Origin of the sequence: Natronohydrobacter thiooxidans, from assembly GCF_001884735.1 — a bacterium.
Lineage (GTDB): Bacteria > Pseudomonadota > Alphaproteobacteria > Rhodobacterales > Rhodobacteraceae > Roseinatronobacter > Roseinatronobacter thiooxidans_A.
Window position 1 is genome coordinate 568,242 of sequence record NZ_MJAP01000034.1, and the last position, 22,711, is coordinate 590,952.

23 protein-coding genes and 1 tRNA gene are annotated in these 22,711 nt (G+C 65.0%); 10 read left to right on the top strand and 14 right to left on the bottom strand.

Translation table 11 applies throughout. The features are described from left to right. Positions 1-6: 6 nt before the first annotated feature. The 6 genes from BG457_RS17400 to BG457_RS17425 all read right to left on the bottom strand — a co-directional run bounded on the left by BG457_RS17400 (position 7) and on the right by BG457_RS17425 (position 6,471). On the bottom strand, positions 7-606 hold the full coding sequence (locus BG457_RS17400) for a superoxide dismutase (RefSeq protein WP_071798916.1): 600 nt from the start codon (positions 604-606) through the stop codon (positions 7-9). Between the two features lie 83 nt (positions 607-689). Then, a complete protein-coding gene (locus BG457_RS17405; protein ID WP_071798919.1) occupies positions 690-1,256 on the bottom strand; it encodes a sarcosine oxidase subunit gamma in 567 nt (188 codons plus the stop codon). After that, positions 1,249-4,251, bottom strand: a complete 3,003-nt coding sequence (locus tag BG457_RS17410) for a sarcosine oxidase subunit alpha family protein (RefSeq protein WP_071798921.1) — start codon at positions 4,249-4,251, stop codon at positions 1,249-1,251. The genes BG457_RS17405 and BG457_RS17410 overlap by 8 nt, the downstream gene beginning before the upstream one ends. Continuing rightward, positions 4,248-4,571 carry a sarcosine oxidase subunit delta gene (locus BG457_RS17415; protein WP_071798923.1) on the bottom strand — a complete coding sequence of 108 codons (324 nt, stop codon included), beginning with the start codon at positions 4,569-4,571 and terminating at the stop codon, positions 4,248-4,250. Before BG457_RS17415 ends, BG457_RS17410 begins: the two co-directional genes overlap by 4 nt. Continuing rightward, the gene (locus BG457_RS17420) at positions 4,565-5,224 is read right to left on the bottom strand and encodes a hypothetical protein (protein ID WP_071798925.1); all 660 of its coding nucleotides are present in this window, start codon (positions 5,222-5,224) and stop codon (positions 4,565-4,567) included. The genes BG457_RS17415 and BG457_RS17420 overlap by 7 nt, the downstream gene beginning before the upstream one ends. Then, positions 5,224-6,471, bottom strand: a complete 1,248-nt coding sequence (locus BG457_RS17425) for a sarcosine oxidase subunit beta family protein (protein WP_071798927.1) — start codon at positions 6,469-6,471, stop codon at positions 5,224-5,226. The genes BG457_RS17420 and BG457_RS17425 overlap by 1 nt, the downstream gene beginning before the upstream one ends. 230 nt (positions 6,472-6,701) lie before the next feature. Between BG457_RS17425 and ccmI the strand changes: the two genes are divergently transcribed. The 3 genes from ccmI to BG457_RS17440 all read left to right on the top strand — a co-directional run bounded on the left by ccmI (position 6,702) and on the right by BG457_RS17440 (position 8,759). Beyond that, positions 6,702-7,970: a c-type cytochrome biogenesis protein CcmI gene (gene ccmI / locus BG457_RS17430; protein ID WP_071798929.1), complete on the top strand. Its 1,269-nt coding sequence runs from the start codon at positions 6,702-6,704 to the stop codon at positions 7,968-7,970. Continuing rightward, entirely contained in the window at positions 7,970-8,452 is a 483-nt protein-coding gene (gene ruvX / locus BG457_RS17435) for a Holliday junction resolvase RuvX (RefSeq protein WP_071798932.1), read from the top strand. The genes ccmI and ruvX overlap by 1 nt, the downstream gene beginning before the upstream one ends. A gap of 73 nt (positions 8,453-8,525) precedes the next feature. Further along, a complete protein-coding gene (locus BG457_RS17440; protein ID WP_071798934.1) occupies positions 8,526-8,759 on the top strand; it encodes a DUF1289 domain-containing protein in 234 nt (77 codons plus the stop codon). A 95-nt stretch (positions 8,760-8,854) separates the two neighbouring features. On the opposite strand, the gene BG457_RS17445 is transcribed toward BG457_RS17440, so the two are convergent. Genes BG457_RS17445 through tsaD form a run of 4 tightly spaced genes read right to left on the bottom strand, consistent with a single transcriptional unit; the run spans position 8,855 to position 11,618 of the window. Continuing rightward, a complete protein-coding gene (locus BG457_RS17445; RefSeq protein WP_071799288.1) occupies positions 8,855-9,274 on the bottom strand; it encodes an EVE domain-containing protein in 420 nt (139 codons plus the stop codon). Then, the gene (locus BG457_RS17450) at positions 9,274-9,549 is read right to left on the bottom strand and encodes a YciI family protein (protein ID WP_175546823.1); all 276 of its coding nucleotides are present in this window, start codon (positions 9,547-9,549) and stop codon (positions 9,274-9,276) included. Before BG457_RS17450 ends, BG457_RS17445 begins: the two co-directional genes overlap by 1 nt. Before the next feature lie 12 nt (positions 9,550-9,561). Next, the gene (locus BG457_RS17455; protein ID WP_071798935.1) at positions 9,562-10,512 is read right to left on the bottom strand and encodes an NAD(P)H-dependent glycerol-3-phosphate dehydrogenase; all 951 of its coding nucleotides are present in this window, start codon (positions 10,510-10,512) and stop codon (positions 9,562-9,564) included. Continuing rightward, complete coding sequence (gene tsaD, locus BG457_RS17460; protein ID WP_071798937.1) at positions 10,509-11,618, bottom strand: tRNA (adenosine(37)-N6)-threonylcarbamoyltransferase complex transferase subunit TsaD; 1,110 nt, start codon at positions 11,616-11,618, stop codon at positions 10,509-10,511. Before tsaD ends, BG457_RS17455 begins: the two co-directional genes overlap by 4 nt. A gap of 90 nt (positions 11,619-11,708) precedes the next feature. On the opposite strand from tsaD, the gene BG457_RS17465 reads away from it, so the two are divergent. The 6 genes from BG457_RS17465 (at position 11,709) to BG457_RS17490 (ending at position 17,052) form a co-directional block, all read left to right on the top strand. Further along, positions 11,709-12,446 (top strand): uroporphyrinogen-III synthase, encoded by a 738-nt coding sequence (locus tag BG457_RS17465; RefSeq protein ID WP_071798939.1) that lies wholly within the window; start codon positions 11,709-11,711, stop codon positions 12,444-12,446. Positions 12,447-12,504: 58 nt separating this feature from the next. Beyond that, positions 12,505-13,986 carry a hypothetical protein gene (locus BG457_RS17470; RefSeq protein WP_139257824.1) on the top strand — a complete coding sequence of 494 codons (1,482 nt, stop codon included), beginning with the start codon at positions 12,505-12,507 and terminating at the stop codon, positions 13,984-13,986. Between the two features lie 11 nt (positions 13,987-13,997). Next, complete coding sequence (locus BG457_RS17475; RefSeq protein WP_071798943.1) at positions 13,998-15,467, top strand: heme biosynthesis protein HemY; 1,470 nt, start codon at positions 13,998-14,000, stop codon at positions 15,465-15,467. Between the two features lie 47 nt (positions 15,468-15,514). After that, positions 15,515-15,590 (top strand) — tRNA-Thr (locus BG457_RS17480). A gap of 159 nt (positions 15,591-15,749) precedes the next feature. After that, entirely contained in the window at positions 15,750-16,736 is a 987-nt protein-coding gene (locus BG457_RS17485) for a sodium-dependent bicarbonate transport family permease (protein ID WP_425434937.1), read from the top strand. A gap of 4 nt (positions 16,737-16,740) precedes the next feature. After that, positions 16,741-17,052 (top strand): P-II family nitrogen regulator, encoded by a 312-nt coding sequence (locus tag BG457_RS17490; RefSeq protein ID WP_071798945.1) that lies wholly within the window; start codon positions 16,741-16,743, stop codon positions 17,050-17,052. Positions 17,053-17,069: 17 nt separating this feature from the next. Here the strand turns inward: BG457_RS17490 and BG457_RS17495 are convergent, their stop codons facing one another. After that, positions 17,070-18,323 carry a lytic murein transglycosylase gene (locus BG457_RS17495; RefSeq protein WP_071798947.1) on the bottom strand — a complete coding sequence of 418 codons (1,254 nt, stop codon included), beginning with the start codon at positions 18,321-18,323 and terminating at the stop codon, positions 17,070-17,072. Positions 18,324-18,857: 534 nt separating this feature from the next. On the opposite strand from BG457_RS17495, the gene BG457_RS17500 reads away from it, so the two are divergent. Beyond that, positions 18,858-20,084 carry a lytic murein transglycosylase gene (locus BG457_RS17500; RefSeq protein WP_071799290.1) on the top strand — a complete coding sequence of 409 codons (1,227 nt, stop codon included), beginning with the start codon at positions 18,858-18,860 and terminating at the stop codon, positions 20,082-20,084. Here BG457_RS17500 and BG457_RS17505 read toward each other — a convergent pair. The 3 genes from BG457_RS17505 to BG457_RS17515 form a co-directional block, all read right to left on the bottom strand. Beyond that, positions 20,074-20,349, bottom strand: coding sequence for a DUF6525 family protein (locus tag BG457_RS17505; RefSeq protein WP_071798949.1), 276 nt, complete (start codon positions 20,347-20,349; stop codon positions 20,074-20,076). The two genes, BG457_RS17500 and BG457_RS17505, sit on opposite strands and share 11 nt — an antisense overlap. Positions 20,350-20,354: 5 nt before the next feature. Beyond that, positions 20,355-21,566 (bottom strand): zinc metallochaperone GTPase ZigA, encoded by a 1,212-nt coding sequence (gene zigA / locus BG457_RS17510; protein ID WP_071798950.1) that lies wholly within the window; start codon positions 21,564-21,566, stop codon positions 20,355-20,357. A 106-nt stretch (positions 21,567-21,672) separates the two neighbouring features. Then, positions 21,673-22,602: a class I fructose-bisphosphate aldolase gene (locus tag BG457_RS17515; protein WP_071798952.1), complete on the bottom strand. Its 930-nt coding sequence runs from the start codon at positions 22,600-22,602 to the stop codon at positions 21,673-21,675. Between the last annotated feature and the right edge of the window lie 109 nt (positions 22,603-22,711).

Genomic DNA, 22,711 nt, shown 5'->3' on the forward strand with positions numbered 1-22,711 from the left:
CCGTCCTCACATGCGCGAGGCGACATTTTCCCAATTGACCAGCTTCTCAAGGAAGTTGCTGAGATAGGCCGGGCGCTTGTTGCGGAAGTCGATATAATAGCTGTGCTCCCAGACATCGCAGCCCAGAAGGGCGGTCTGGCCAAAGCAGAGCGGATTCACGCCATTTTCGGTCTTGGTCACTTTCAGCGAGCCGTCCTTGTCCTTGACAAGCCAGCACCAGCCCGAGCCGAACTGGCCCGCGCCTGCGGCCGAGAACTCTTCCTTGAACTTGTCCACCGAGCCGAAGCTTTCGGTCAGCGCGCGCTCCAGCTCACCCGGCATGCCGCCCGTCCCCGGACCCATCATTTCCCAGAACTGATTGTGGTTCCAGTGCTGGCTTGCATTGTTGAAAATCCCCGACTGCGCCACTGCGCCCGCCTGATAGGTGCCGGTGATGATGTCTTCCAGCGATTTGCCTTCCCATTCGGTCCCGGCAATCAGCTTGTTGCCATTGTCGACATAGGCCTTGTGGTGAATGTCATGGTGGAATTCGAGTGTCTCGCGGCTCATGCCGAGATCGGCCAGAGCATCATGCGAATAGGGCAGGTCAGGAAGGGTAAAAGCCATGTTTTCCTCGTCTGTCGTTATGGTTTGACTGCCCTGAATAAGAGACCCCGCCCGCCAAAGGTCAAGGGGCGGGGTGAAATTACTTAGACGTAGAGCGCAGGCTCGGACCCGGCTGACGCGGCCGCTGACAGGATGTCGAACATATATTGCGCGACCGAGCGGAAGCAGATCAGATCCACCTCTTCCGGCCCGGTGACAAGGATGGCTGCCGCCACCTGTGCCGCGCGCGTGCGGCGGATATCGCCTGTGCCAAGCGTGCTGAAATCGACCGGGCAGAGTTTGGCCAGCGCGTCGCGCCATGCGGTGCCGGACAGGCTGAACACGGCGCGGGCGTCCGAGACATTGGCGACGGTCGCGAATTCCCCCGCGAGTGCCGCGCGCAGCGCCGCTTCCATGCCAGGGGCCTGATCATGCGGGCAGAGGATCAGGAGCTCATCGGGCGACATCCAGACGACCGCGTTCTCGCCCGCCTGCACGATCCGGCGCATGGGCGGCAGGGCGGCGCCTGTGATCTCCTGCACGGCTTTGGCGATCGCTGCCGAGGCCAGATCGCCGCGCAGGGTGATCATCCCGCGCAATCCGGCCTCTGTCACGCGCACGAAGCCTTCGGATTGCGCAGCGGGCAAGGCACTTACACTGATTTCAGACATTCTGCTTTGCCCCTTCCTTGTCATAAAACACCGGGTCCACGATCCGCGCCTTGATGCGCGTCTCGCCCTGACCCGCGAAGCTGATTTCCTCGCCCATCCGGTCGGTTCCGCGTTCCACGAGCCCCATTGCAATCCCGCGCCCCAGCGTGGCCGAGTAATAGGTCGAGGTCACGCGCCCCTCGGTGCGGGCCTGTTTGTTGGCGTTCAGCCCCGGCACCACAGCCAGCGCAGCATGCGGCAGGACCGAGCCATCCAGCGTTTCCAGCCCCACGAGTTTCCAGCGTTTGGGGTCGATCATGGCTTCGCGTTCCATGCCGCGCTTGCCAAGGAAATCGTCCTTCTTCTTGCTGATCGCCCAGTTCAGGTTCAGATCCTGCGGGATCACCGTGCCATCGGTTTCATCGCCGATCATGATGAAGCCCTTTTCGGCGCGCAGGATATGCAGCGCCTCGGTCCCGTAGGGCATGATGCCCATATCCGCCCCCTCGGCCATCAGCCGTTCCCAGAAAGCGCGGCCCTGCGAGGCGGGCACGGCAATCTCGAAGCTGAGTTCGCCCGAGAAGCTGATCCGGAACACCCGCGCGTCAAAGCCGCCGAGCCTGCCCTCGGCCCATTCCATGAAGGGCAGGGTGTCGCGCGACAGATCCATGCCGCCCAAACGTTCCAGCAACTGGCGTGCTTTCGGGCCGACCACGGCGATCTGGGCGAACTGCTCGGTCAGATTGACGGTATGGACTTTCCAGTCCCACCATTCGCATTGCAGCCAGTCTTCCATCCAGGCATGGATGCGATCCGCGCCGCCCGAGGTGGTGTGGACAAGGAAAGACTGCGCGTCGATCCGCGCGACAACCCCGTCATCCATCAGGAAGCCGTTTTCATTGCACATCAGGCCGTAGCGGCATTTGCCGGGTTTCAGCGTGCTCATCATATTGGTGTAGAGCATGTCGAGGAAACGCCCGGCATCCGGCCCCGAGACAAGGATCTTGCCCAGCGTCGAGGCGTCGAGCAGCGCCACATTCTCGCGCGCGTTCTTCACCTCGCGATTCACCGCGTCGTGGCGTTTCTCGCCTGCGCGCAGATAGGTATAGGGTCTGCGCCATTGGCCGACCGGTTCCCAATCCGCGCCATTGGCGTCATGCCAGTCATGGATGGGCGATTTGCGCAGCGGCTGGAAGGTGGAACCGCGCGCCTCGCCCGCGATGGCGCCGATGGAGATCGGCGTATAGGGCGGGCGGAAGGTGGTGGTGCCGGTGGCCGGGATCGGTTGACCCAATGCATCAGAAAGCACCGCCAGACCGTTGATATTGCTCAGTTTGCCCTGATCGGTCGCCATGCCGAGCGTGGTATAGCGCTTGGTGTGTTCGACCGATTGATAGCCTTCGCGTGCCGCAAGCTGCACATCCGAGACTTTCACATCATTCTGGAAATCGAGCCACATTTTCATGCGCAGATCATAGTCCGCCGCGCGGGGCATGATCCAGACGGGTTCCAGCGGGGCCTCATCGGGCAGGCTGTCGGTCGCGGGCGCGTCGGTTGCGGTCAGGCCGGCGGCGCTCTGGCCTGCGGCATGGGCACCGGCCAGCACGGCGCCAAGATCGCCATGGGCAGAGCCGCAGGTCAGCACGAAGCCCGCGCCATCCGCGCCGAGCGGCGGGCGTGCAGGGTCAGGGCGGAAGAAATGGCCGGTCTCGTCCCAGGTCAGTTTGCCGCCGCAATGCGACCACAGATGCACGACCGGCGACCAGCCGCCGGACATGGCGATGGCGTCGCAATCGAGCGCTTCGCTCTGGGTCTTGCCATCGCTGTCGATCGGGCAGAGTTCGACGCCGGTGACGCGCTTGCCGCCCTTGACCTTGCGCACGCCCTGACCGGTCAGCACCCGGATGCCCAGCGCGCGGGCCTGTCCGGGCAGCGCGCCATTGGCCTCGCTGCGCGCGTCAATCACGGCAGCGACCTTGATCCCGGCTTCATGCGCGGTGATCGCGCTGCGATAGGCGTCGTCATTATTGGTGACGACCACGATGACCTTGCCGGGGCTGACAGCGTAATTCACGATATAGTCGCGCATGGCCGATGCCAGCATCACGCCCGGCACATCATTTCCGGCGAAAGACAGCGGGCGTTCGATCGCGCCGGTGGCGGTGATGATCTTGCCCGCGCGCATCCGCCATAGCCGGTGGCGCGGCGCATCGGTGCGGGGGGCGTGATCGGTGATCCGCTCATAGCCCAGAACATAGCCGTGATCATGCACGCCCGCGCCCATGCAGCGGGTGCGGATCTGGACATTCGGCAGGCTTTCAAGGGTTTGCAGTGTGGATTTGATCCAGTCATCGGCGGGTTTGCCGTCGATCTCGACCCCATCGACCGGGGCGCGGCCGCCCCAATGCGCGGTCTGTTCCCAGAGCACCACTTTCGCCCCCGCCTGCGCGGCAGAGAGCGCGGCCTGCAGCCCGGCGATGCCGCCGCCGATCACCAGCACATCGCAGAAGCCATAGATCTGCTCATAGCGGTCAGTGTCGCGCGCATTTGTGGCCGGGGCTCTGCCCAGACCTGCTGAGCGGCGGATGATCGGCTCGTAGACATGTTTCCAGAAGGCGCGCGGGCGCAGGAAGGTCTTGTAATAGAAGCCCGCTGTCAGGAATTGCGGCACCAGATTATTGACCGCGAGGACGTCGAAATCGAGCGAGGGCCAGTGGTTCTGGCTGGCTGCGGTCAGCCCGTCGAACAATTCGGTCGTGGTGGCGCGCTGGTTCGGCTCGAACCGGTCGCCGGTGCCAAGCTCCATCAGCGCATTCGGCTCTTCCGCGCCCGAGGCGACAACCCCGCGCGGGCGGTGGTATTTGAAGGAGCGGCCGAGCAGTATCTGGTCATTGGCCAGGAGCGCTGCGGCCAGCGTGTCGCCTGCAAAACCGCTCATGGATTTGCCGTTGAAGGTGAAGTTCCGGGGCGTGCCGCGCGCGATCAGGCGGCCGCCATTCGGCAGACGGTGGCTCATACGAAGCCCTCCCATTCCGGGCGTTTCGACTTGATGGCGGTGATGACATCGGCGGGCGGCTCCAGCGTCTGGGCCGGATAGGTCGCGAACACCTCCAGCGTCATGGTGCAGCGCGCGGCGAGAAACCACTTGCCGCAGCCATAGACATGGCGCCAGCGCTCGAAATGCACCCCGCGCGGGTTCTTGCGGCTGAACATGTAGGATTCGTAATCCGCGTCATCCGAGCCGGGGCCGAAGCGCTTGAGATGCGCCTCGCCACCACCATGGAATTCGGTTTCTTCGGCAGTCACGCCGCAGCAGGGACAGGTGAGGATCAGCATTGCGATAGCTCCAACTCGAAGCAATGGTTTAGTTGGCGGAGGTAGCGAATAAAGCAGCCAAAGCTTTCATCTACGAAATTGCGGCCGATGAACAATGTCGTTGCCGCCCCCGTGCTGTTGTCTAAAGCCACCCTTCCGGTGTTTCTTTCGATCACTTTCTCAATTTTGGCTAGAGAGCTGTTGTCTAAGAAGCCATGATTGTGAGCTATGACGTTTCGGATCGTTCGGTAATCGAGTACCTTCTCCCATTCTTGCCCAGATACTGGCAGACGAGTACTTGTAAGCTTGCTGATGATCTTAATCTTCTCGACCCCTTGCCCGCTCAAGTCTCGCAACCCGAGGCCGAACCCCTTTTCGACCAAGAAATGGCGACACATCTCTAGTGCGCCGAATTCAAAAAGCGAATAGGTAGACAGCAGTATGCTGCCAATAAACGCTTGGGTGACTTGAGAATCTTCTTCAGCTTTTAGATGGTGCAATAACTCTTCGAGTTCTTTCACGTCATCATCAGAATAGTTCTCTGAAAGCTCAGCAGACGACGAGGTGAAATAGTCATCGTTCATGATTGCATCGAAAGACCGATCAAAGATGCGTTTGAACTGATGAAACCTGTTTTCTGCATCCCAGAGATCAAAGCGTGTTTGCTGGTTCATCAATGCGCCACCCCCGCCGCCACGCTTTCGTCGATGAAACGCCCCTCGCGGAAGCGGGACATCGAGAATTCTTCGGCCAGCGGCCCCGGTTCGCCCTTGGCGATCAGCTCTGCCATCGCCCAGCCTGAGCCCGGAATCGACTTGAACCCGCCGGTGCCCCAGCCGCAATTAATGAAACAGTTGCCCAGCGGCGTTTTCGAGATGATCGGCGAGCGGTCGCCGGTCATGTCGACGATCCCGCCCCATTGGCGCAGCATCTTGAGGCGCGAGATCATCGGGAAGGTCTCGACCAGCGCGCGCACGGTTTCCTCGATATGATGCCAGGATCCGCGCTGGGTGTAGTTGTTGAACTGGTCCGCGCCGCCGCCGATGACCATTTCGCCCTTGTCGGATTGCGACATATAGCCATGCACGGTGTTGGCCATGACGACGACATCCATGCAGGGTTTGATCGGCTCCGACACCAGCGCCTGCAGCGCCACCGATTCGACCGGCAGCCGGAAGCCCGCCATATCCGCGAGCGCCCCGGAATGGCCCGCGACGACGATCCCGAGTTTCTTGCAGCTGATCGTCCCCTTGGTCGTGTTGACCGCAGTGACCTGCCCGCCTGCGGATTCGACACCCGTCACCGCGCATTGCTCGATCACATGCATGCCCATGTCGGAACAGGCCCGCGCATAGCCCCAGGCGACCGCATCATGGCGCGCGGTGCCGCCGCGCGGCTGCCAGAGCGCGCCAAGGACCGGATAGCGCGGCCCGTCGATATTGATGATCGGCACCAGTTTCTTCACTTCGGCGGGCTGGATGAAGCGCGTCTCCACCCCTTGCAGCGCATTGGCGCGCTCGGTGCGCAGATAGCCGCGCTTTTCGTGTTCGGTCTGGGCCAGCATCATCACGCCGCGCGGGCTGAACATGATATTGTAGTTCAGATCCTGCGAGAGCGTCTCATAGAGGCTGCGCGCTTTCTCGTAGATCGCCGCAGAGGGATCCTGCAGATAGTTCGAGCGGATGATGGTCGTGTTGCGCCCGGTATTGCCGCCGCCCAGCCAGCCCTTTTCGATGATCGCGACATTGGTGATGCCATAGCGCTTGCCCAGATAATACGCCGTGGCCAGCCCGTGCCCGCCTGCGCCCACGATCACCACGTCATAAGCGGCGCGCGGCTCGGGGCTGCTCCAGGCCTCGTCCCAGCCCTTGTGCTGGCGGAAGGCTTCGCGCGCGATGGCAAAGGCGGAATAGCGTTTCATCGGCAGACGACTCCTTGGCTACGGCATGATTGCTGTCTCGCTTACCCCGAACCGCGCGGGTTTGCCAGAAACGGCATATGCGCGCTAAAAACCGAAATCGGCTCTGGGTGTGACAGGCTCCTGGTGTGACAGGCCGTCGCGGTTTGCGGGATTGTGACGGGTAGTCCGGGTTTTACGCTTTTTGTCGGGCCTCATTCACGCTAGAGCATGGCGCGACAGATGGAGGCGCCATGTCAGGCTGGATCGATATCGCCGGTTTTTTCCTCATCGCCTTGATGGTTGCGGCAGTGCTGGTGCGGGCGCTCTTGCGCGCCCGGCGCGTGGCGGCGGCGGATGGGGCGGAACGCGCCATGTCGGTCTATCGCGACCAGCTGGCCGAGGTCGAGCGCGATCTGGCGCGCGGCACGCTGGGCACGGACGAGGCCGAACGGCTGCGGCTGGAAATCTCGCGCCGGATCCTTGATCTGGATCGCGGGGCAGGGGCGCGGCGCGTGGGCGGGCCTGCCCCGGACGCGATGCGCTGGGTGGCGCTCGGGGTCTTGCTTGCGGCGATCCTGGGCAGCGGGGCGCTTTATCTCAGTTTCGGGGCGCCGGGCTATCCCGATATGCCGCTGGTCGAGCGCCATGCGCAGGCGGTCGAGGCGCGCGCGAACCGTCCGCGTCAGGCCGAGATGGAGGCCGAATTCGCCGCGCGCTTCCCCGAGGGGGAAGAGTTCGATGGCCGGGCCGAACTGGAGAGCATGGTCGCGCAGTTGCGCGCCGCGATGGCGGATCGCCCGCTGGATATCACCGGCTTCACGCTTCTGGCGCAGAATGAGGCAAGGCTGGGCCATTACCGCGCCGCGATCGAGGCGCAGATCCGGGTGATCGAGCTGCGGGGCGGGGAAGAGGCCCCGGTCTCGGATCTTGCCTATCTGCTTGATCTGATGGTGATTGCGACAGGCGGGTTCGTGTCGCCCGAAGCGGAATCGGTGATCGAGCAGATCCTGCGCCGCGACACGCAGGATCCGGTGGCGCTGTATTATTCCGGCAGGCTCTATGCCCAGACCGGGCGGCCCGATCTGACCTTCCGCATCTGGCGCAGGCTGCATGATCTGAGCGCGGGGGATGATCCCTGGATGGACGAGATCCGCGGCGCATTGCCGGAACTGTCGCGCATCTCGGGCGAGCCGCGCTATACTCTGCCGCCCCGCCCGGCCCCTGCGGGTGCGCGCGAGCCCAGTGCGGAAGATATCGAGGCCGCTGAGGATATGTCGCCCGAGGAGCGCGCCGCGATGATCGAGGGCATGGTGGACGGGATGCTTGCGCGGCTGGCCAATGATGGTGGTTCTGCGCAGGACTGGGCGCAGCTTCTGCGCGCGCTGGCGGTGCTGGAGCGGCGCGATCAGGCGCTGGATATCCTGCAGGAAGCGCGCACAGTCTTTGCCGCGCGGCCCGAGGATCTGGCACTGATCAATGACGCGGCCGCCGAGGCGGGCCTGAGCACGCCCGCACCCTGATGGCGGTTTTTGAGGATATCGCGGATTTCGCCACCTCCCTGCCGCGCGCGCGGGCGCTTGCAGGGCTGGATCTGGGCACGAAAACCATCGGGGTTGCAGTGTCGGACCGGCTTCTGTCGGTGGCCTCGCCCTTGCAGACCATCAAGCGGGTGAAATTCGGGCAGGATGCGGCGGCGCTTCTGGAGATCGCCTCGGCGCGCGAGATCGGTGGTCTGGTGCTGGGCCTGCCGCGCAATATGGATGGCAGCGAGGGGCCGCGCTGCCAGTCCACGCGGGCATTCGCGCGCAATCTTGCAGCGCTGACCGATCTGCCGATCACCTTCTGGGATGAGCGCCTGTCGACGGTCGCGGCAGAGCGCGCGCTTCTGGAGGCCGATACCTCGCGACGCAAGCGTGCCGAAGTGATCGACCATGTGGCGGCAGGGGTGATCTTGCAGGGCGCGCTGGACCGTTTGGCGGTCTTGCGGCGCGAAAACCCCTGACTGTGTCGCTTTGAGCACTGGTCAGGCGGGTGAGGGATGCTTAACTGGGCCCGAGGACAAGCGAGCAGGCCCGATGATGGACACACTCTGGACGCGCGACGAGATCGAAAGCCCCTGCGTGAAGATCTGCGTTATCCACCCCGAGTCGAAGCTCTGCGCCGGCTGTCTGCGCAGCCTTGACGAGATTGCCGATTGGTCGCGCATGAGTGCCGAGGCACGGCGCGAGATCATGGCGGAATTGCCTGCGCGTGCGCCGCAACTCACCCAGCGCCGGGGTGGACGTGCCGGGCGTCTGAACCGGTCCTGATGTCATCTTGCCCGAAATACTCACGGGGGTTTTCAGGGGGCGCGTGCGCCCCTTGAAGCGGGTGGTTTGGAGGGCAGCCGCCCTCCAAGCCCCCCTCACAGATCAACCCCGCCCATCTGGCAGATGATCCGCCATTCCGTCTCACGCACCGGCTGCACCGACAGGCGCGAGGTGCGCACCAGCGCCATCTCGCTCAGGCGCGGATCGTCCTTGCATTGGGCCAGTGTCACGGGGCGGGGCAGGGGCGCGATGGCCTTCACATCCACGCATTCCCAGCGGGCGTCATCTGTGGTGCTGTCCGGGTGCGCGGTCGCGATCACTTCGCAGATGCCGACAACCGCCTTGTCGGACTGGCTGTGATAGAAAAACGCCCGGTCGCCGAGTGCCATCTCGCGCATGTTGTTGCGCGCCTGATAATTGCGCACCCCGTCCCATTCCTCGCCCGCCTCACCCTTGGCCACAAGGTCATCCCAGGAGAAGGTGTCGGGCTCGGATTTCATCAGCCAGTAGCGCATCAGCCGATGACCTTCTTCCATTCCTGCAGCCGCACGCTTTCGAAAAGCCCAGCTTGGGCGTAAGGGTCCTGCTCGCCCCAGGCTTTCGCGGCCTCCAGATCGGGCAGATCCAGCACGATCAGCGAACCTGCCATCTCCCCCGCCTCATCCAGCAGCGGCCCGGCCTGCGCCACGCAGCCGGTCTGGGCGATATAGGCCAGATGCGCCTCGCGGGTGGATTTGCGCAGGTAGAGCGCGCCGGGCTTGTCGGTGCAGACCATCATATAGAGCGGCATGGGGATATCCTTTCATTCCTCGGTCAGGGGCCGGGCCAGAAGGGCCTCGCGCGCATCCTGCAATGTGATGGCGCCTGCGGCAAGGGCCGCGACCATCCGCGTGATCGGCATGTCGAGGCCGCGCGCCTGTGCCAGCCGCGCCACCGCGCGGGCGGTGGCCGCACCCTCGACGGTGGTGCTGGTATCAAATGCCTCGCCGCGCCCCAGCGCCAGCCCGTAGCGGAAATTGCGCGATTTCTCCGATCCGCAGGTCAGGATCAGATCGCCCAGCCCCGAGAGCCCCGCCAGCGTTTCGGCCTGCGCGCCCATGCGGAGCGCCAGCCGTTGCATTTCCGCATAGCCCCGCGCCATCAGCGCAGCGCGCGCCGATTCGCCCAGACCTGCGCCAATCGTCACGCCGGCCGCGATCGCGATCACATTCTTCAGCGCGCCGCCCAGTTCCGCGCCGATCACATCGGCATTGCGGTAGAGCCGCAGATTGGGGGTGGAAAGCTGGTCCTGAAGCGCGCGCCCCAGCCCCGCATCCGCGCAGGCGAGTGTCAGCGCCGTGGGCAGGCCGCGCGCGATATCCTCGGCGAAGCTGGGGCCGGTCAGAAGGGCGGCGCGCGTTTCGGGCAGGGCGGCGCGGATCACACCCACCGGGCCGATCATCAGATCAAGATCGACCCCTTTCGAGCAGGCCACCAGCACGCGCCCGGCCAGCCAGTCGCGATTCTCTGCCACGAAACCGCGGGTCTGCTGCATGGGAATGGCCAGCAGGATCGTTTCGGCGCGCACTCCAGACAGATCGGATGTCACCTGCACGCCCTCGGGCAGGGGGATACCGGGCAGGCGGGTGGTATTCTCGCGCGCCGCCCGCATCGCCTGCGCCTGTGCCGGATCGCGACACCAGAGCACTGCGTCCCCCAATGCGCAGGCCAGCGCCGTGCCGAATGCGCCCGCCCCCAGAACCGCTATACTCATGCTTTTGCCCCTTTCTTGCCCGATCCGATCAGTGGCGCGGCGGAGGGGTCGAGCGGCCAGCGCGGACGGGCCACGAAATCCGCCGTGCTTTTTCCCGCGCGCATCTGCTCGATCCCGGCCCAGGCGATCATCGCCGCATTGTCGGTGCAGAGCGCCAGCGGCGGGGCGATGAACTGCGCGCCTGCAGCCGCCGCCGCCTGCGTCAGCGCCGCGCGCAGCGACTGGTTCGCCGCGACGCCCCCTGCCACGGCGAAAACGGGCGTGGCCGGGGCAAGCTCCAGATAGGCCGCGAGAGCCCGGCGCGATTTCTCGGCCAGAACGTCACTCACCGCCGCCTGAAACCCGGCGCAGAGATCCGCGCGGTCCTGCACCCGCAACCCGCCATGCTCTGTCACCGCCGCATCGCGGGCGCGCAGCACAGCGGTTTTCAACCCCGAGAAGGACAGATCGCAGCCCGGACGGTCCAGAAGCGGGCGCGGCAGGGGGAAGCGGCTCGGATCGCCCGCCTGCGCCGCGCGCTCGACCGCGGGCCCGCCCGGTTGCGGCAGGCCCAGAATCTTCGCCACCTTGTCAAAAGCCTCGCCCGGTGCGTCATCAATCGTGCCGCCCAGCCGCGTGAAGCGCTCGGGGCCATGCGTGATCAGGAACTGGCAATGCCCGCCCGAGACCAGCAGCATCAGATAGGGAAAGTCGACGCCATCGGTCAGGCGCGGGGTCAGGGCATGGCCTGCCAGATGGTTCACGCCCAGAAGCGGCAGGCCCGTCGCCGCAGCCATGCCGCGCGCCAGCATCACGCCCGAGAGCACGCCGCCGATCAGCCCCGGCCCGGCAGTGACCGCAATCGCGTCGATCTGCTGCAGCGTCATTCCCGCCTGAGCGAGTGCTGCTTCAACCGCGAGATCAAGCTTCTCGGCATGCGCGCGGGCCGCGAGTTCGGGCACGACGCCGCCGAAATCCGCGTGCAACTCGGTCTGGCCCCAGACGACCGAGGACAGGATCACCGGATCGGACCCCGGCGCATCCTGGATCACGGCGCTGGCCGTGTCGTCGCAACTGCTTTCGATGCCAAGCACGGTCAGGGGGCGGGTCTGGAAAAGGGGGTGCATGCGGGCTCCGGTTGCCAAGGCGGGCGCTTTCCAGCTACCACCGGGGGCAGGGCGGCACAATCCCGCGCGGCCCCAATCTGCGGAGTGACCATGCGCCCCTGCCTGTTGCTGACCCGGCCAGAACCTGCGGCGCGCGCCTTTGGCGAGGCCATGCGCGAGGCGGGCTGGCGGGGCGAGGTGCTGATCGCGCCCCTGATGCGCATCGAGATGCTGCCGCTGGAGGCGCGCGTGCTGGAGGGGGTTGCGACAGTGATCGCGACCTCGATGCATGGGGTAAGGGCGCTGGCGCAGGCCACTGCGCGGCGGGACATGCGGCTCTGGACGGTTGGTCCCGGCACGGCGGCGGCGGCCCGCGCCGAGGGGTTTCGCGATATCCATGTCGCGGGCGGGGATGCGCAGGCGCTGTTGCGCGACATGGCCCGCGCCGGGGCCGAGGGGCCGTTTCTGCATCTGCGCGGCGAGCATGTCGCGGTGGATATCGGGGCGGCCCTGCGCGCGGCGGGTCACGCGGCACGCGCGGAAATCGCCTATCGGCAAGCGGCCTTGCCGCTTGATCCAGCGGCAAAAGCGCGCATCATGGCGGGTGGGGATCTGGTCTGTCCGATCTTTTCGCCGCGCTCGGGGCGGCTCTTGGTTGCGGCGATTTCCGGGCTCGATCTGCAGCATACGCGCCTGCATATGGTGGCGATTTCGCAAAATGCCGCCGCACCTTTCGCGGCGCTGCCCTGCGCCTCGCGCGGGATTGCGCCGCAGCCGGATAATCCGGGAATGATGCAGGAGATTATGGCGCTACAGCCGAAGCTTGAGCCTTGGGAAAAGCCAAGCTAAGGTGTGTCCGGAGTTCATGCTGCTGCACTGCGGCAGATCGGTTTTTGGGGGAAAAGGTTTGGCGCGAAAGACAACAGGCAGGAATTCCAAGGCCGGGTCTGGCCCGGCAACCGATGAGAGCAATGTTGCTGCGAAGGCCGGGACAGAACCTCCCCTGACGCCGCCGGGCACGGAGGACGCGTCGCGCCAGACGCCCGAGACATTCGACCCTGACGGAGACGGAACCTCTGCCCCTGAAAGCGCGGGGCGCGACGCTGCCGCCCAAACCCCGGATGCGCCTGTCCCCGCTGCCGATACCGACACGCAAAACCCGGTGCCCCCGGAAGCGATATCTGACGCAGAGCCCGGCGCGCCGCAAATCCCCGGCATAGGCGTAGACAGCATTGAGGGCCGGTCTGACAGCGCGACGATCCTTTCTGACCCTTCTGGTCAGCCCGCCGATAGTGATTCCGAACCTGGCACTGCGCCGATTGTCGGCCCGGATCAGGACAGCCCGGCCAGCACGACCCCGCCCCTCACAGCACCGCCATCGCCACCCGCCTCGGGCAAAGGCGGGTTCTTGCCGATGCTTCTGGGAGGTGTCGTTGCAGGTGGCATCGGGTTCGGCGCGCATTACCTGCTGTCGCAGGACGCGGGCGGGCAAGCGCCCGAGATTGCCGCCTTGCAGGCTGAAATCACCGAATTGCGCGCGGAACTGGCCGCAGCGCCCGACCTGACCGCTCTGGAAGCGGAACTCGCGGAGTTGCGCGCTGCTTTGGGTGACCCGGACGCGGCAACCGACTCGCTTGACGTCGCAGGGCAGATCGCGGCGGAAATCGATGCGCTGCGGGCGGAATTCGCGCAGGATGAGGCCGGAGCGGTCGATCCTGCAGTTCTGGACCGGCTTGACGGGCTGAGATCGGACCTGTCGGAGACAGCGGCGCGTCTTGACGGTTTCGAGGCCGATCTGGCGGCGCGCGATACCCGCATCAGCGCCTTGCAGGACGAGCTTGCCGAGCTGCGCGATCTGGCCGAGAACCGCCTGACTGCCGCCGAGACAGCGCTTGATACGGCATTGGCGCGCGCCGGGCTGGACATGCTGCGCGCGGCGCTGAACAGCGGGGGCGCCTATCCCGACGCGCTGTCGCTGCTGCGCGAGGCCGGGGTCACGGTGCCTGATACGCTTGCAACCCATGCGCCCGGCGGTGTGCCGACGCTTGAGGCGCTGCAGGACAGCTTCCCGGAAGCGGCCCGCGCGGGGCTGCGTGCGGCACTGCAGGACATGCCCGCCGAGACTGCGGGCGAGAGGATCACGAATTTCCTGCGCGCACAGGTGGGCGCGCGTTCGACCACCCCGCGCGAGGGCGATGATCCCGATGCGGTGCTCTCGCGCGCTGCGGCTGCGCTGGAGGCGGGCGCGCTTGATACGGCCCTGATGGAACTGGATGCGCTGCCGGAACCGGCCCTTGTGGCGATGCAGGACTGGCGCCGCGCCGCGCAGGCCCGTCATGATGCCGAGGCGGAGTTCGAGACTTTCGCCACCACGCTTTCGACTCAGTAAGGATATCCCTGATGCTTTGGACTTTGATCAAGATCCTTCTGTTTGTCGCAATCGTGATCGCGCTGGCCTTTGGCCTGGGGCAGTTGATGGACAGCCGCCAGACCATCGAACTGCGCGTCTTCGACATGGAATATGTGCTCAGCCCGTTGATGGCGCTGGGGGTGCTGGCCGCGCTTCTGGTTGCGGTCTGGCTGGTGCTGAAACTGCTTGGGCTGCTTGTCGCGCTATTGCGCTTCATGAATGGCGATGAAACCGCCGTGCGGCGCTATTTCAGCCGTAATCGCGAGAAACGCGGGCTGGATGCGCTGTTGCTGTCGATGATCGCGCAGGCCGAGGGTGACGGCAAGATGGCCATCGCCAAGGCCGAGAAGGCCGACAAGCTGCTGAACCGGCCCATCATGACCAATCTTCTGGTGGCGCAGGCTGCGGAAATGAAGGGCAATCAGACGCTTGCCATCGAACGCTACAAGCTTCTGCTGGAGGATAACCGCAGCCGTTTCGTCGCCGTGCAGGGGTTGATCCGCGCCAAGATTGCACAGGGCGAGATGGAGAAGGCGCGCGCGCTTGCGCAAAAGGCGCTGGACATGCAGCCCGCCCATGAAGAGACGCAGAACACGTTGTTGCAGATGCAGACCGAGGCCGAGGACTGGGCAGGGGCGCGCAAGACGCTGATGCTCAAGAAAGCCTCGGGCACGTTGCCGCGCGATGTCTGGCGCAGGCGCGATGCGATTCTGGCGCTGCAGGATGCCGATGCGCTGGCGGCGGCGGGCGATCTGAACCGCGCGCGCGAAGTGGCCATCGAGGCCAACCGCCTCTCGCCCGATCTGATCCCGGCTGCTGTCGCCGCCGCGCAGGCGCTGGTGGCGCAGAACAAGGGCAGCTATGCGGCAGGGGTGATCAAGAAGGCGTGGAAATCGCAGCCGCATCCTGAACTGGCGGCAGCATTCGCCGCGATCGAACCCGACGAGACCCCGCGCCAGCGGATCGCGCGTTTCGAGAAGCTGCTGCGACAGGCGCCCGATGCTGATGAAAGCAAGCTCCTGCGCGCGGAAATGCTGATCGCCGCCGAGGATTTCCCCGCTGCGCGCCGCGCGCTGGGGGATCTCTATGAGCGCGCGCCTACGGTCCGGTCGCTGACGATCATGGCCGCGATCGAGCGCGGCGAAGGGGCGGATGACGCAGTGGTGCGCGGCTGGCTGGCCAAGGCGCTGACGGCCAATCGCGGCCCGCAATGGGTCTGCTCGAAATGCCAGCATGTGCATGCCACATGGCAGGCGATCTGCGATCAATGCGGGGCCTTCGACACGCTGGAATGGCGCGATGCGCCGGACAGTTCCGGCCCTTCCGCCACCCAGACCGAGCTTCTGCCGATCATCGTGGGCAAGCTCTCGGCGCCTGTTGCGCCCGAGGCGGATGTGGTCGAGGCCAGCGTCGAGGCAGAGGATGACATTGCGCAGGAGGAAGCGAAAAAATCCGCCTGAAAGGGCTGGTAGCCCTTGAGAACCGGTGCTAAAGAGCGCCGCAGGTGGCCGCTGTAGCTCAGCTGGTAGAGCACGTCATTCGTAATGATGGGGTCGGGGGTTCGAGTCCCTTCAGCGGCACCAGTTCCAATCTGTCCGACCGGGATAATGCCATAGCTGTCGCCCCGTGGCGGGTTATTGCGCGTGCCTTGCGCGGTTTGCTCTTGTCAGCGCCGGTTTTCTGCCGCAACGATGCGCGGCACGGAAATGCTGCGGTTGCAGCATCAACTTCGGGGGCTGTTGATGAACATTCTTGAGCTTGCGGCGCAGAATCTGATTTCTCCGGCCATCCTGTTTTTCGTCCTCGGTCTGTCAGCGGCTTTCGCGCGCTCTGATCTGAGCGTGCCCGAAGCGGTTGCGAAGGGGCTGTCGCTCTATCTTCTGCTGGCGATCGGCTTCAAGGGCGGGGTCAGTGTCTCGGCGCATGGGGTCGATGCCGGGCTGATTCTGACGATCATCGCGGGCGTGGTGCTGTCATTCCTGTTGCCGCTGATCGCTTTCGCGCTGCTGCGGGTGATGAGCACGCTTTCGGTTATCGATGCCGCAGCAGTTGCCGCGCATTACGGGTCGATCTCGATTGTCACATTCGTCGCGGCAAGTTCCGTTCTCACCACCGCCGGGATTGCTTTCGAGGGCTATATGGTGGCGGTCGCCGCTGCCATGGAGGCGCCTGCGATCCTGTCCGCGCTCTGGCTGGTCGCGCGCGCGGGTGGCGGCAGAAGCGATGAGGCGGTCGATTCCGGGCTGATGCGTGAGATCTTGCTGAATGGCTCTATCGTGCTTCTGGTCGGCGCCTTTGCCATCGGGGTGATCACCGGCGAGCAGGGCATGGCCAAGATCGAAGCCTTTATCGTTGCACCGTTTCTGGGCATTCTGTGTCTGTTTCTGCTGGATATGGGGCTGGTTGCGGGGCGTGGACTGCGCCAGACGCGGGGGCTGTTGCGCCCCGGCCTGATCCTGTTTGGAGTCGTGATGCCGCTTTCGGGCGCGACATTGGGCATGGCGGCAGCGCTGCTGATCGGGCTGTCAACCGGAGGCGTGATGCTGATGATGGTGCTCGCGGCCTCGGCCTCGTATATCGCGGTTCCGGCGGCGATGCGGGTGGCGCTGCCCGAAGCCAATCCGGCGGTCTATCTGACCCTTGCGCTTGGCGTCACCTTCCCCTTCAATCTGGTTCTGGGGATCCCCATTTATCTGGCCCTCGCGCAGACTGTCACCGGAGGAAGCTGAACAGATGCAGACGCATAAGGCAAAGCGGGTGGAAATCACCATCGAGGCGGTCATGGAGCAGCGGCTGACGGCTGCGCTGGAGCGCGCCGAAGTGACGGGGTTTACCGTGCTGCCGGTCATGGGCGGCTCTGGCCGGTCCGGGCGCTGGAGCCGTGAGGGGCAGGTCACACGCGCCGCCGGGATGGTGGTCGTGGTCTGTATCATCCGCCCCGAACGGCTGGATGCGCTGCTTGAAGCGGCCTTTGGCCTGCTGGAGCGCCATATCGGCGTGGTCTGTGTGACCGATTGCGAAGTGCTGCGCGCGAACAGGTTCTGATCGCGCGCAGGGCTTGTTCAGGCCCGGCTGCGCAGCATGTCCAGAAGCGCGCGCGAGGGCTGGCCGGTGACGGGCAGGCCGCGCGCTTGCTGATAGGCGCGGATCGCGGATTCGGAATTGGGGCCGATCACGCCATCTGCGCCCTGGGTGTCAAAGCCCGCGCGCGTCAGCAGGCGCTGAAGCTCTTGCCGGTCGCCCACGCGCAGCCCATGGCGGTCGGGCTGGAAATTGCCCCGGATCGGCCCGCGCCCGGCGATGCGGTCCGAGAGATGGCCAATGCCGATGGCGTAGAATTCCGAGTTGTTGTAGCGCAGGATGGTGCGGAAATTCTGGAACACCAGAAAAGCCGGACCGCGCGGCCCGTCCGGCAGGATCAGCGAGGCGGCGCCGTGATCGGGCGGGTTGCGCCCGTCCATGTCGCGGAGGCCCAGCCCCGCCCATTCGCCCACAGAGCGCGTGCTGCCGCGTCCGGCCAGCCCGGTGTTGAACCCTTCGGGCAGGCGCACTTCCACGCCCCAGGGCGCACCACGCCGCCAGCCCATGCGCGACAGGTAATTCGCCGCAGAGGCCAGACCATCGGCGGGATCGTCGGACCAGATATCGCGACGGCCATTGCCGGTGAAATCGACCGCGTAATCCTGATAGGTGGTCGGGATGAACTGGGTATGGCCCATCGCACCCGCCCATGACCCGCGCAGATTGGCGAGGCTGGTATCTCCGCGTTGCAGGATGCGCAGGGCGGCGAGAAGCTGGGATTCGAAAAACGCGCCGCGCCGTCCGTCAAAAGCCAGAGTCGCGGTGGCAGAGATGACCGGGATATCGCCGCGTTCCGTGCCGTAGCGCGATTCCAGCCCCCAGACGGCGGTGACGACTTCGGCCTCGACCCCGTAGCGTGCCTCGATGGCGCGCAGGGTTGCATTGTGGCGCGAGAGGGCGGCGCGGCCCGCTGCGATGCGCTCATCCGAGGCGACGATGCCCTGAATGTAATCCTCGAATGTGCGGGTGAATTCGGTCTGGCGGCGGTCGCGGGCGATCACATCAGGCAGGAATCCCGCCGCGTTCAGCGCCGGATCGACGACATTTGCCGGGATGCCTGCGGAAATCGCGCGGCCCCGGAACTGGGATTTCCACGCATCAAAGGCGGGATTGCGCTCTGCCCGCATCGGTGCGGCGCGCGCGGTGGGTGTGCTCATCGGCACGCCTCCGCCCATGCAGGCCGAAAGCGACAGGGCGGATAGCCCGAGGATTGTGGAACGTCTGGACAGATACATGGCACTGCTCACCCCTGATTATTCTGGTGTTTTGCCCGATAGTAGCCGAGGGACAGGCCAGTGTTAAGGACTGCGTTTCATATTCGGCAACAGCTCTGCATAATTTGGCTCACCAAACAGAAATGAGGATGGCGACTGCGCTGGCGGGCGCGAATGCATGAGGATGCCATCGGCGCGGCACTCTATTTATTTCAAATGTTACAACAGGTTGCGACGTATATGCGACTTCTGCATAGTGCACCACCGCAGCCATAATGCCCGCCCGGCACCGCCGGGCAGCGCCTGCCTGCCCCCCGGCAGGCGCTTCAGACGTCACAAAGTAGCGCAGTGTTGCGGGCTAATAGATGCCCCTCCAGACCTCCCCGCAGCGCAAAAGCGCCTACCCAGGCAGGCGCTGCCCTCTTTTCTGTCCGTGGACAGGGCATGCAGAGGTCATATTCGGCAACAATCCCGCCGGCGGGGGGGGGCAGTATTGGGGGCTTGGTTCGGGACGGGGGTGCGGCTAGCATGGCGCGCATGAAACGAGGGGATCTGATGCGCCGTTCTGTTGTCGTGTTTTTCTGTCTGTTGCTGCCGGGCTGTGTGGCGGCGAATGTCGAGACCTCGCCGCGCCCCGAGCCACGGGCCGAGGCCGGGGTGACTGCGCGGGCGACGGGCAGTTTTGATACATGGATGTCGGGCTTTGCCACACGCGCCCGCAATGCCGGTGTGAGCGAGGCGACGCTGGCGCGGGCGCGTCCGCATATGCAGCACCTGCCCGCGACGGTTGCGCTGGACGGGCGGCAGAGCGAGTTCGGCGCGCGGGTCTGGGAATATATGGACAGTTCGGTCACGCCCGCGCGGATTTCGCAGGGGCAGGCCGCCCTGCGCGCGCGGGAAGGGGTGCTATCGCGGATCGAGGGGCGCTATGGTGTGCCGCCCGAAGTGGTGGTTGCGATCTGGGGGATCGAGACCTCTTACGGGGCGGATCGGGGCCGGGTTTCGACACTTTCGACACTGGCGACGCTGGCCAAGGACGGGCGGCGCGGCGCGTTTTTCGAGGGGCAGCTGATCGATGCGCTGAAGATCGTGCAGGCGGGCGATATCGCGCCGGGTGCGATGATCGGCTCATGGGCCGGGGCTTTCGGGCATACGCAATTCATGCCGTCGAGCTATCTGGCCTATGCGGTGGATTTCACTGGCAACGGGCGGCGCGATCTGTGGTCGGATGACCCGGCGGATGCGCTGGCCTCGGCGGCGAATTATCTTGCGCGGCGCGGTTGGGTGCGTGGCCAGCCCTGGGCGGTCGAGGTGGTGCTGCCTGCGGGGTTTGACCTGAACCTGACCGGCCAGCGCCAATCGGCAGAGGCTTGGGGCCGGGCGGGGCTGCGCGCGGCCTCCGGCTCCATCGCTCCGGGTGCGTCGCGGCTGATCCTGCCGGGCGGGGCGCGGGGACCGGCGTTTCTGGCCTATGGCAATTACGATGTGCTGAAGGAATATAATATCTCGGATGCCTATGTGCTGGCGCTGGGGCATCTGTCGGACCGGCTGCGCGGGGCAGGGCCATTGCGGGGGCAATGGCCGCGCGGCGACCGGGCGCTAAGCCTGTCCGAGCGCACGGAATTGCAGCGCCGTCTGAACGCGCTGGGATATGACACGGCGGGGATCGACGGGCGGCTGGGGCCTGCCACGGTTGCGGCTGTGCAGGCATGGCAGCGCGCCAATGGCCTGCCGCCGGATGGTTATGTCAATGCGGATCTGCTGGCGCGACTCAGGCGCTGAGTGCGGCGGGATGGCCCGCGCCCCAGACCTGTGCCGCATCGCGGGCGATCAGCCGCGCTTCGATCCGGCTCAGGATCGCCTGGGCTGCGCGCGTATCGCCCCGCGCCTCGCGCAGGGCGCGTTGCCAGAGCTTGAGGGCGGATTGCGCGCTCCAGGGTAGCGCCGCCTGCGCGAGCCACAGGCGCAGCTCGCGCGGCAGGCGGTCATGCCGCGCCATGGGGCTGGCGCGGCGGTGTTTCAGGCTGGTCGAGAGGTTGCGGCGCATGGGGCTTATGCGGCCTTGCGCTGGCCCCAGCGCGGGAAGGGGTCGGCAAGACCCGCCCAAGCTTCGGGCGTGAAACTGTCAGCCGTGATCAGGCAGGCATCCAGCGCTGCTGTCAGCGCATCACGGTCCATGCCCGCACCGATGAAGACCAGTTCCTGCCGCCGGTCGCCCCAGGGCTCGACCCAGTTCTCGCGCATCTTCGCCTGCGCCTCGGGGTGATCGGGCCAGCGTTCCTGCGGGATCGCGGCCCACCAGCCGCCCAGAGGGGCCACACTGGAAATCGCGCCAGCCAGCGAAAACTCGGCCACCCAATTGGGGCGTGTGGCGAGCCAGAAATGTCCCTTGGCGCGGATCACGCCGGGCAGGGGGCCGTTGAGCAGATCATGCACCTTGGCCGGGTGGAAGGGACGGCGCGCGCGATAGACGAAGCTGGAGACGCCATATTCCTCGGTCTCGGGTACATGATCGGCGAAACCGTAAAGTTCCTTGGCCCAGAGCGGGTGTTCATGCGCAGTGTCGAAATCAAAAAGGCCGGTGTCGAAAATCTCGTCCGCGGGCACGCGGGACTGGTCGGCCTCGATCAGTTTTGCATCGGGGTTCAGCGCCTTGATGATCTTGCGCGCGGCATCCACGCGCTCGGGGCCCGCATCCGAGACCTTGTTAAGCACGATCACATCGGCAAATTCGATCTGATCGGTCAGAAGATTGACCAGCGTGCGCTCATCTTCCGCGCCCAGAGTCTCGCCCCGATCCGCCAGAAAATCATGGCTGGAAAAATCCTGCAGCAGATTGACCGCATCGACCACTGTCACCATCGTGTCGAGGCGGGCGACATCCATCAGGCTCTCGCCCGCCTCGTCACGGAATTCAAAGGTCGCGGCAACCGGCAGGGGTTCGGAAATGCCGGTGGATTCGATCAGCAGGTAATCAAAGCGGCCCTCGGCGGCCAGGTGCCGGACTTCGGCCAGCAGATCGTCGCGCAGGGTGCAGCAGATGCAGCCATTGGACATCTCGACCAGCTTTTCCTCGCCGCGCTTGAAATCCACACCGGCGGCGATCAGATCGGCGTCGATATTCACTTCGGACATATCATTCACGATCACCGCGACGCGCCGCCCCTCGCGATTGTTCAGCACATGATTAAGGAGCGTGGTCTTGCCCGCGCCAAGAAAGCCGGAGAGGACGGTGACAGGCAGGCGGGCGTCGTGGTGCGACATCTGGCGACTCCATGTTATGTGATAATATAACATTTAGAGGCCAGAAGAGAGAAGCGCAAGGGGGGTGGGGTAAGGTGCGTGGTGACCACGCACCTTACGGGTCAGCTTATGCCTTGCCCTTATAGATATCGACCAGTTTGGCCAGCATCGCCAGCGCCTCGTCGCGGTCACGCTGGAAGCTGTTGCGCCCGATGATCGAGCCATTGCCGCCGCCGTCGCGGATCGCGCGGGCATCGTCATAGACCGAATCCGCGCCTTTCTTGGCCCCGCCCGAGAAGACAACGATCCGGCGCCCGTTGAAGCTCGACTGCATGCAATGTTTCACCCGCGCGGCCTGGCTGGCGATATCGATCTGCTGATCCTCATAGACCTTTTTCGCCTCGGGCAGCATCAGGTGATCGGTCGAGAGTTTGATCTTGATGATATGCGCCCCCAGAAGGGCCGCGATCTGCGCGGCATAGGCGGCTACATCGATGCCGGTCTCGCCATCCTTGGTGATCGCCTCGCCGCGCGGATAGGACCAGATCACGGTGGCCACGCCCTTGGCGGCGGCTTCTTCGCGCATGGCCGAGATTTCCTCGAACATGTCCAGCGCACAGTCCGAGCCGGGATAGATGGTGAAGCCGATGGCCGAACAGCCGAGCCGCAGCGCATCATCCACTGAGCCCGTGATCGCCTGATTCTTGCCAGCCGTTTCCGACATCAGCGAATTGGCGGAGTTCACTTTCAGGATGGTGGGGATCTGGCCTGCGAATGTATCGGCGCCTGCCTCGATCATGCCCAGAGGCGCAGCATAGGCGTTCAGCCCGGCATCAATGGCAAGCTGGAAATGATAATGCGGGTCATAGGCGGCGGGGTTGGGCGCAAAAGTGCGCGCGGGGCCATGCTCGAACCCCTGATCGACCGGCAGGATGATCATCTTGCCGGTGCCGCCCAGCTTGCCCTGCATCAGCATGCGGCACAGATTGGCCTTCACGCCGGGAGTGTCGGATTCGTAGTGGCTGAGGATTTTCTGAACGATGCGGGTTGCGCGCATGGGCTGCTCCTGTCCGGTTGGTGTTTTCGGGCAGGGTTAATCCGCGCAACGGGGCAAAACAATGGAGATAGCGCAAGCGGGGCGCAATGATTGCGCAAACAGGTGCCAT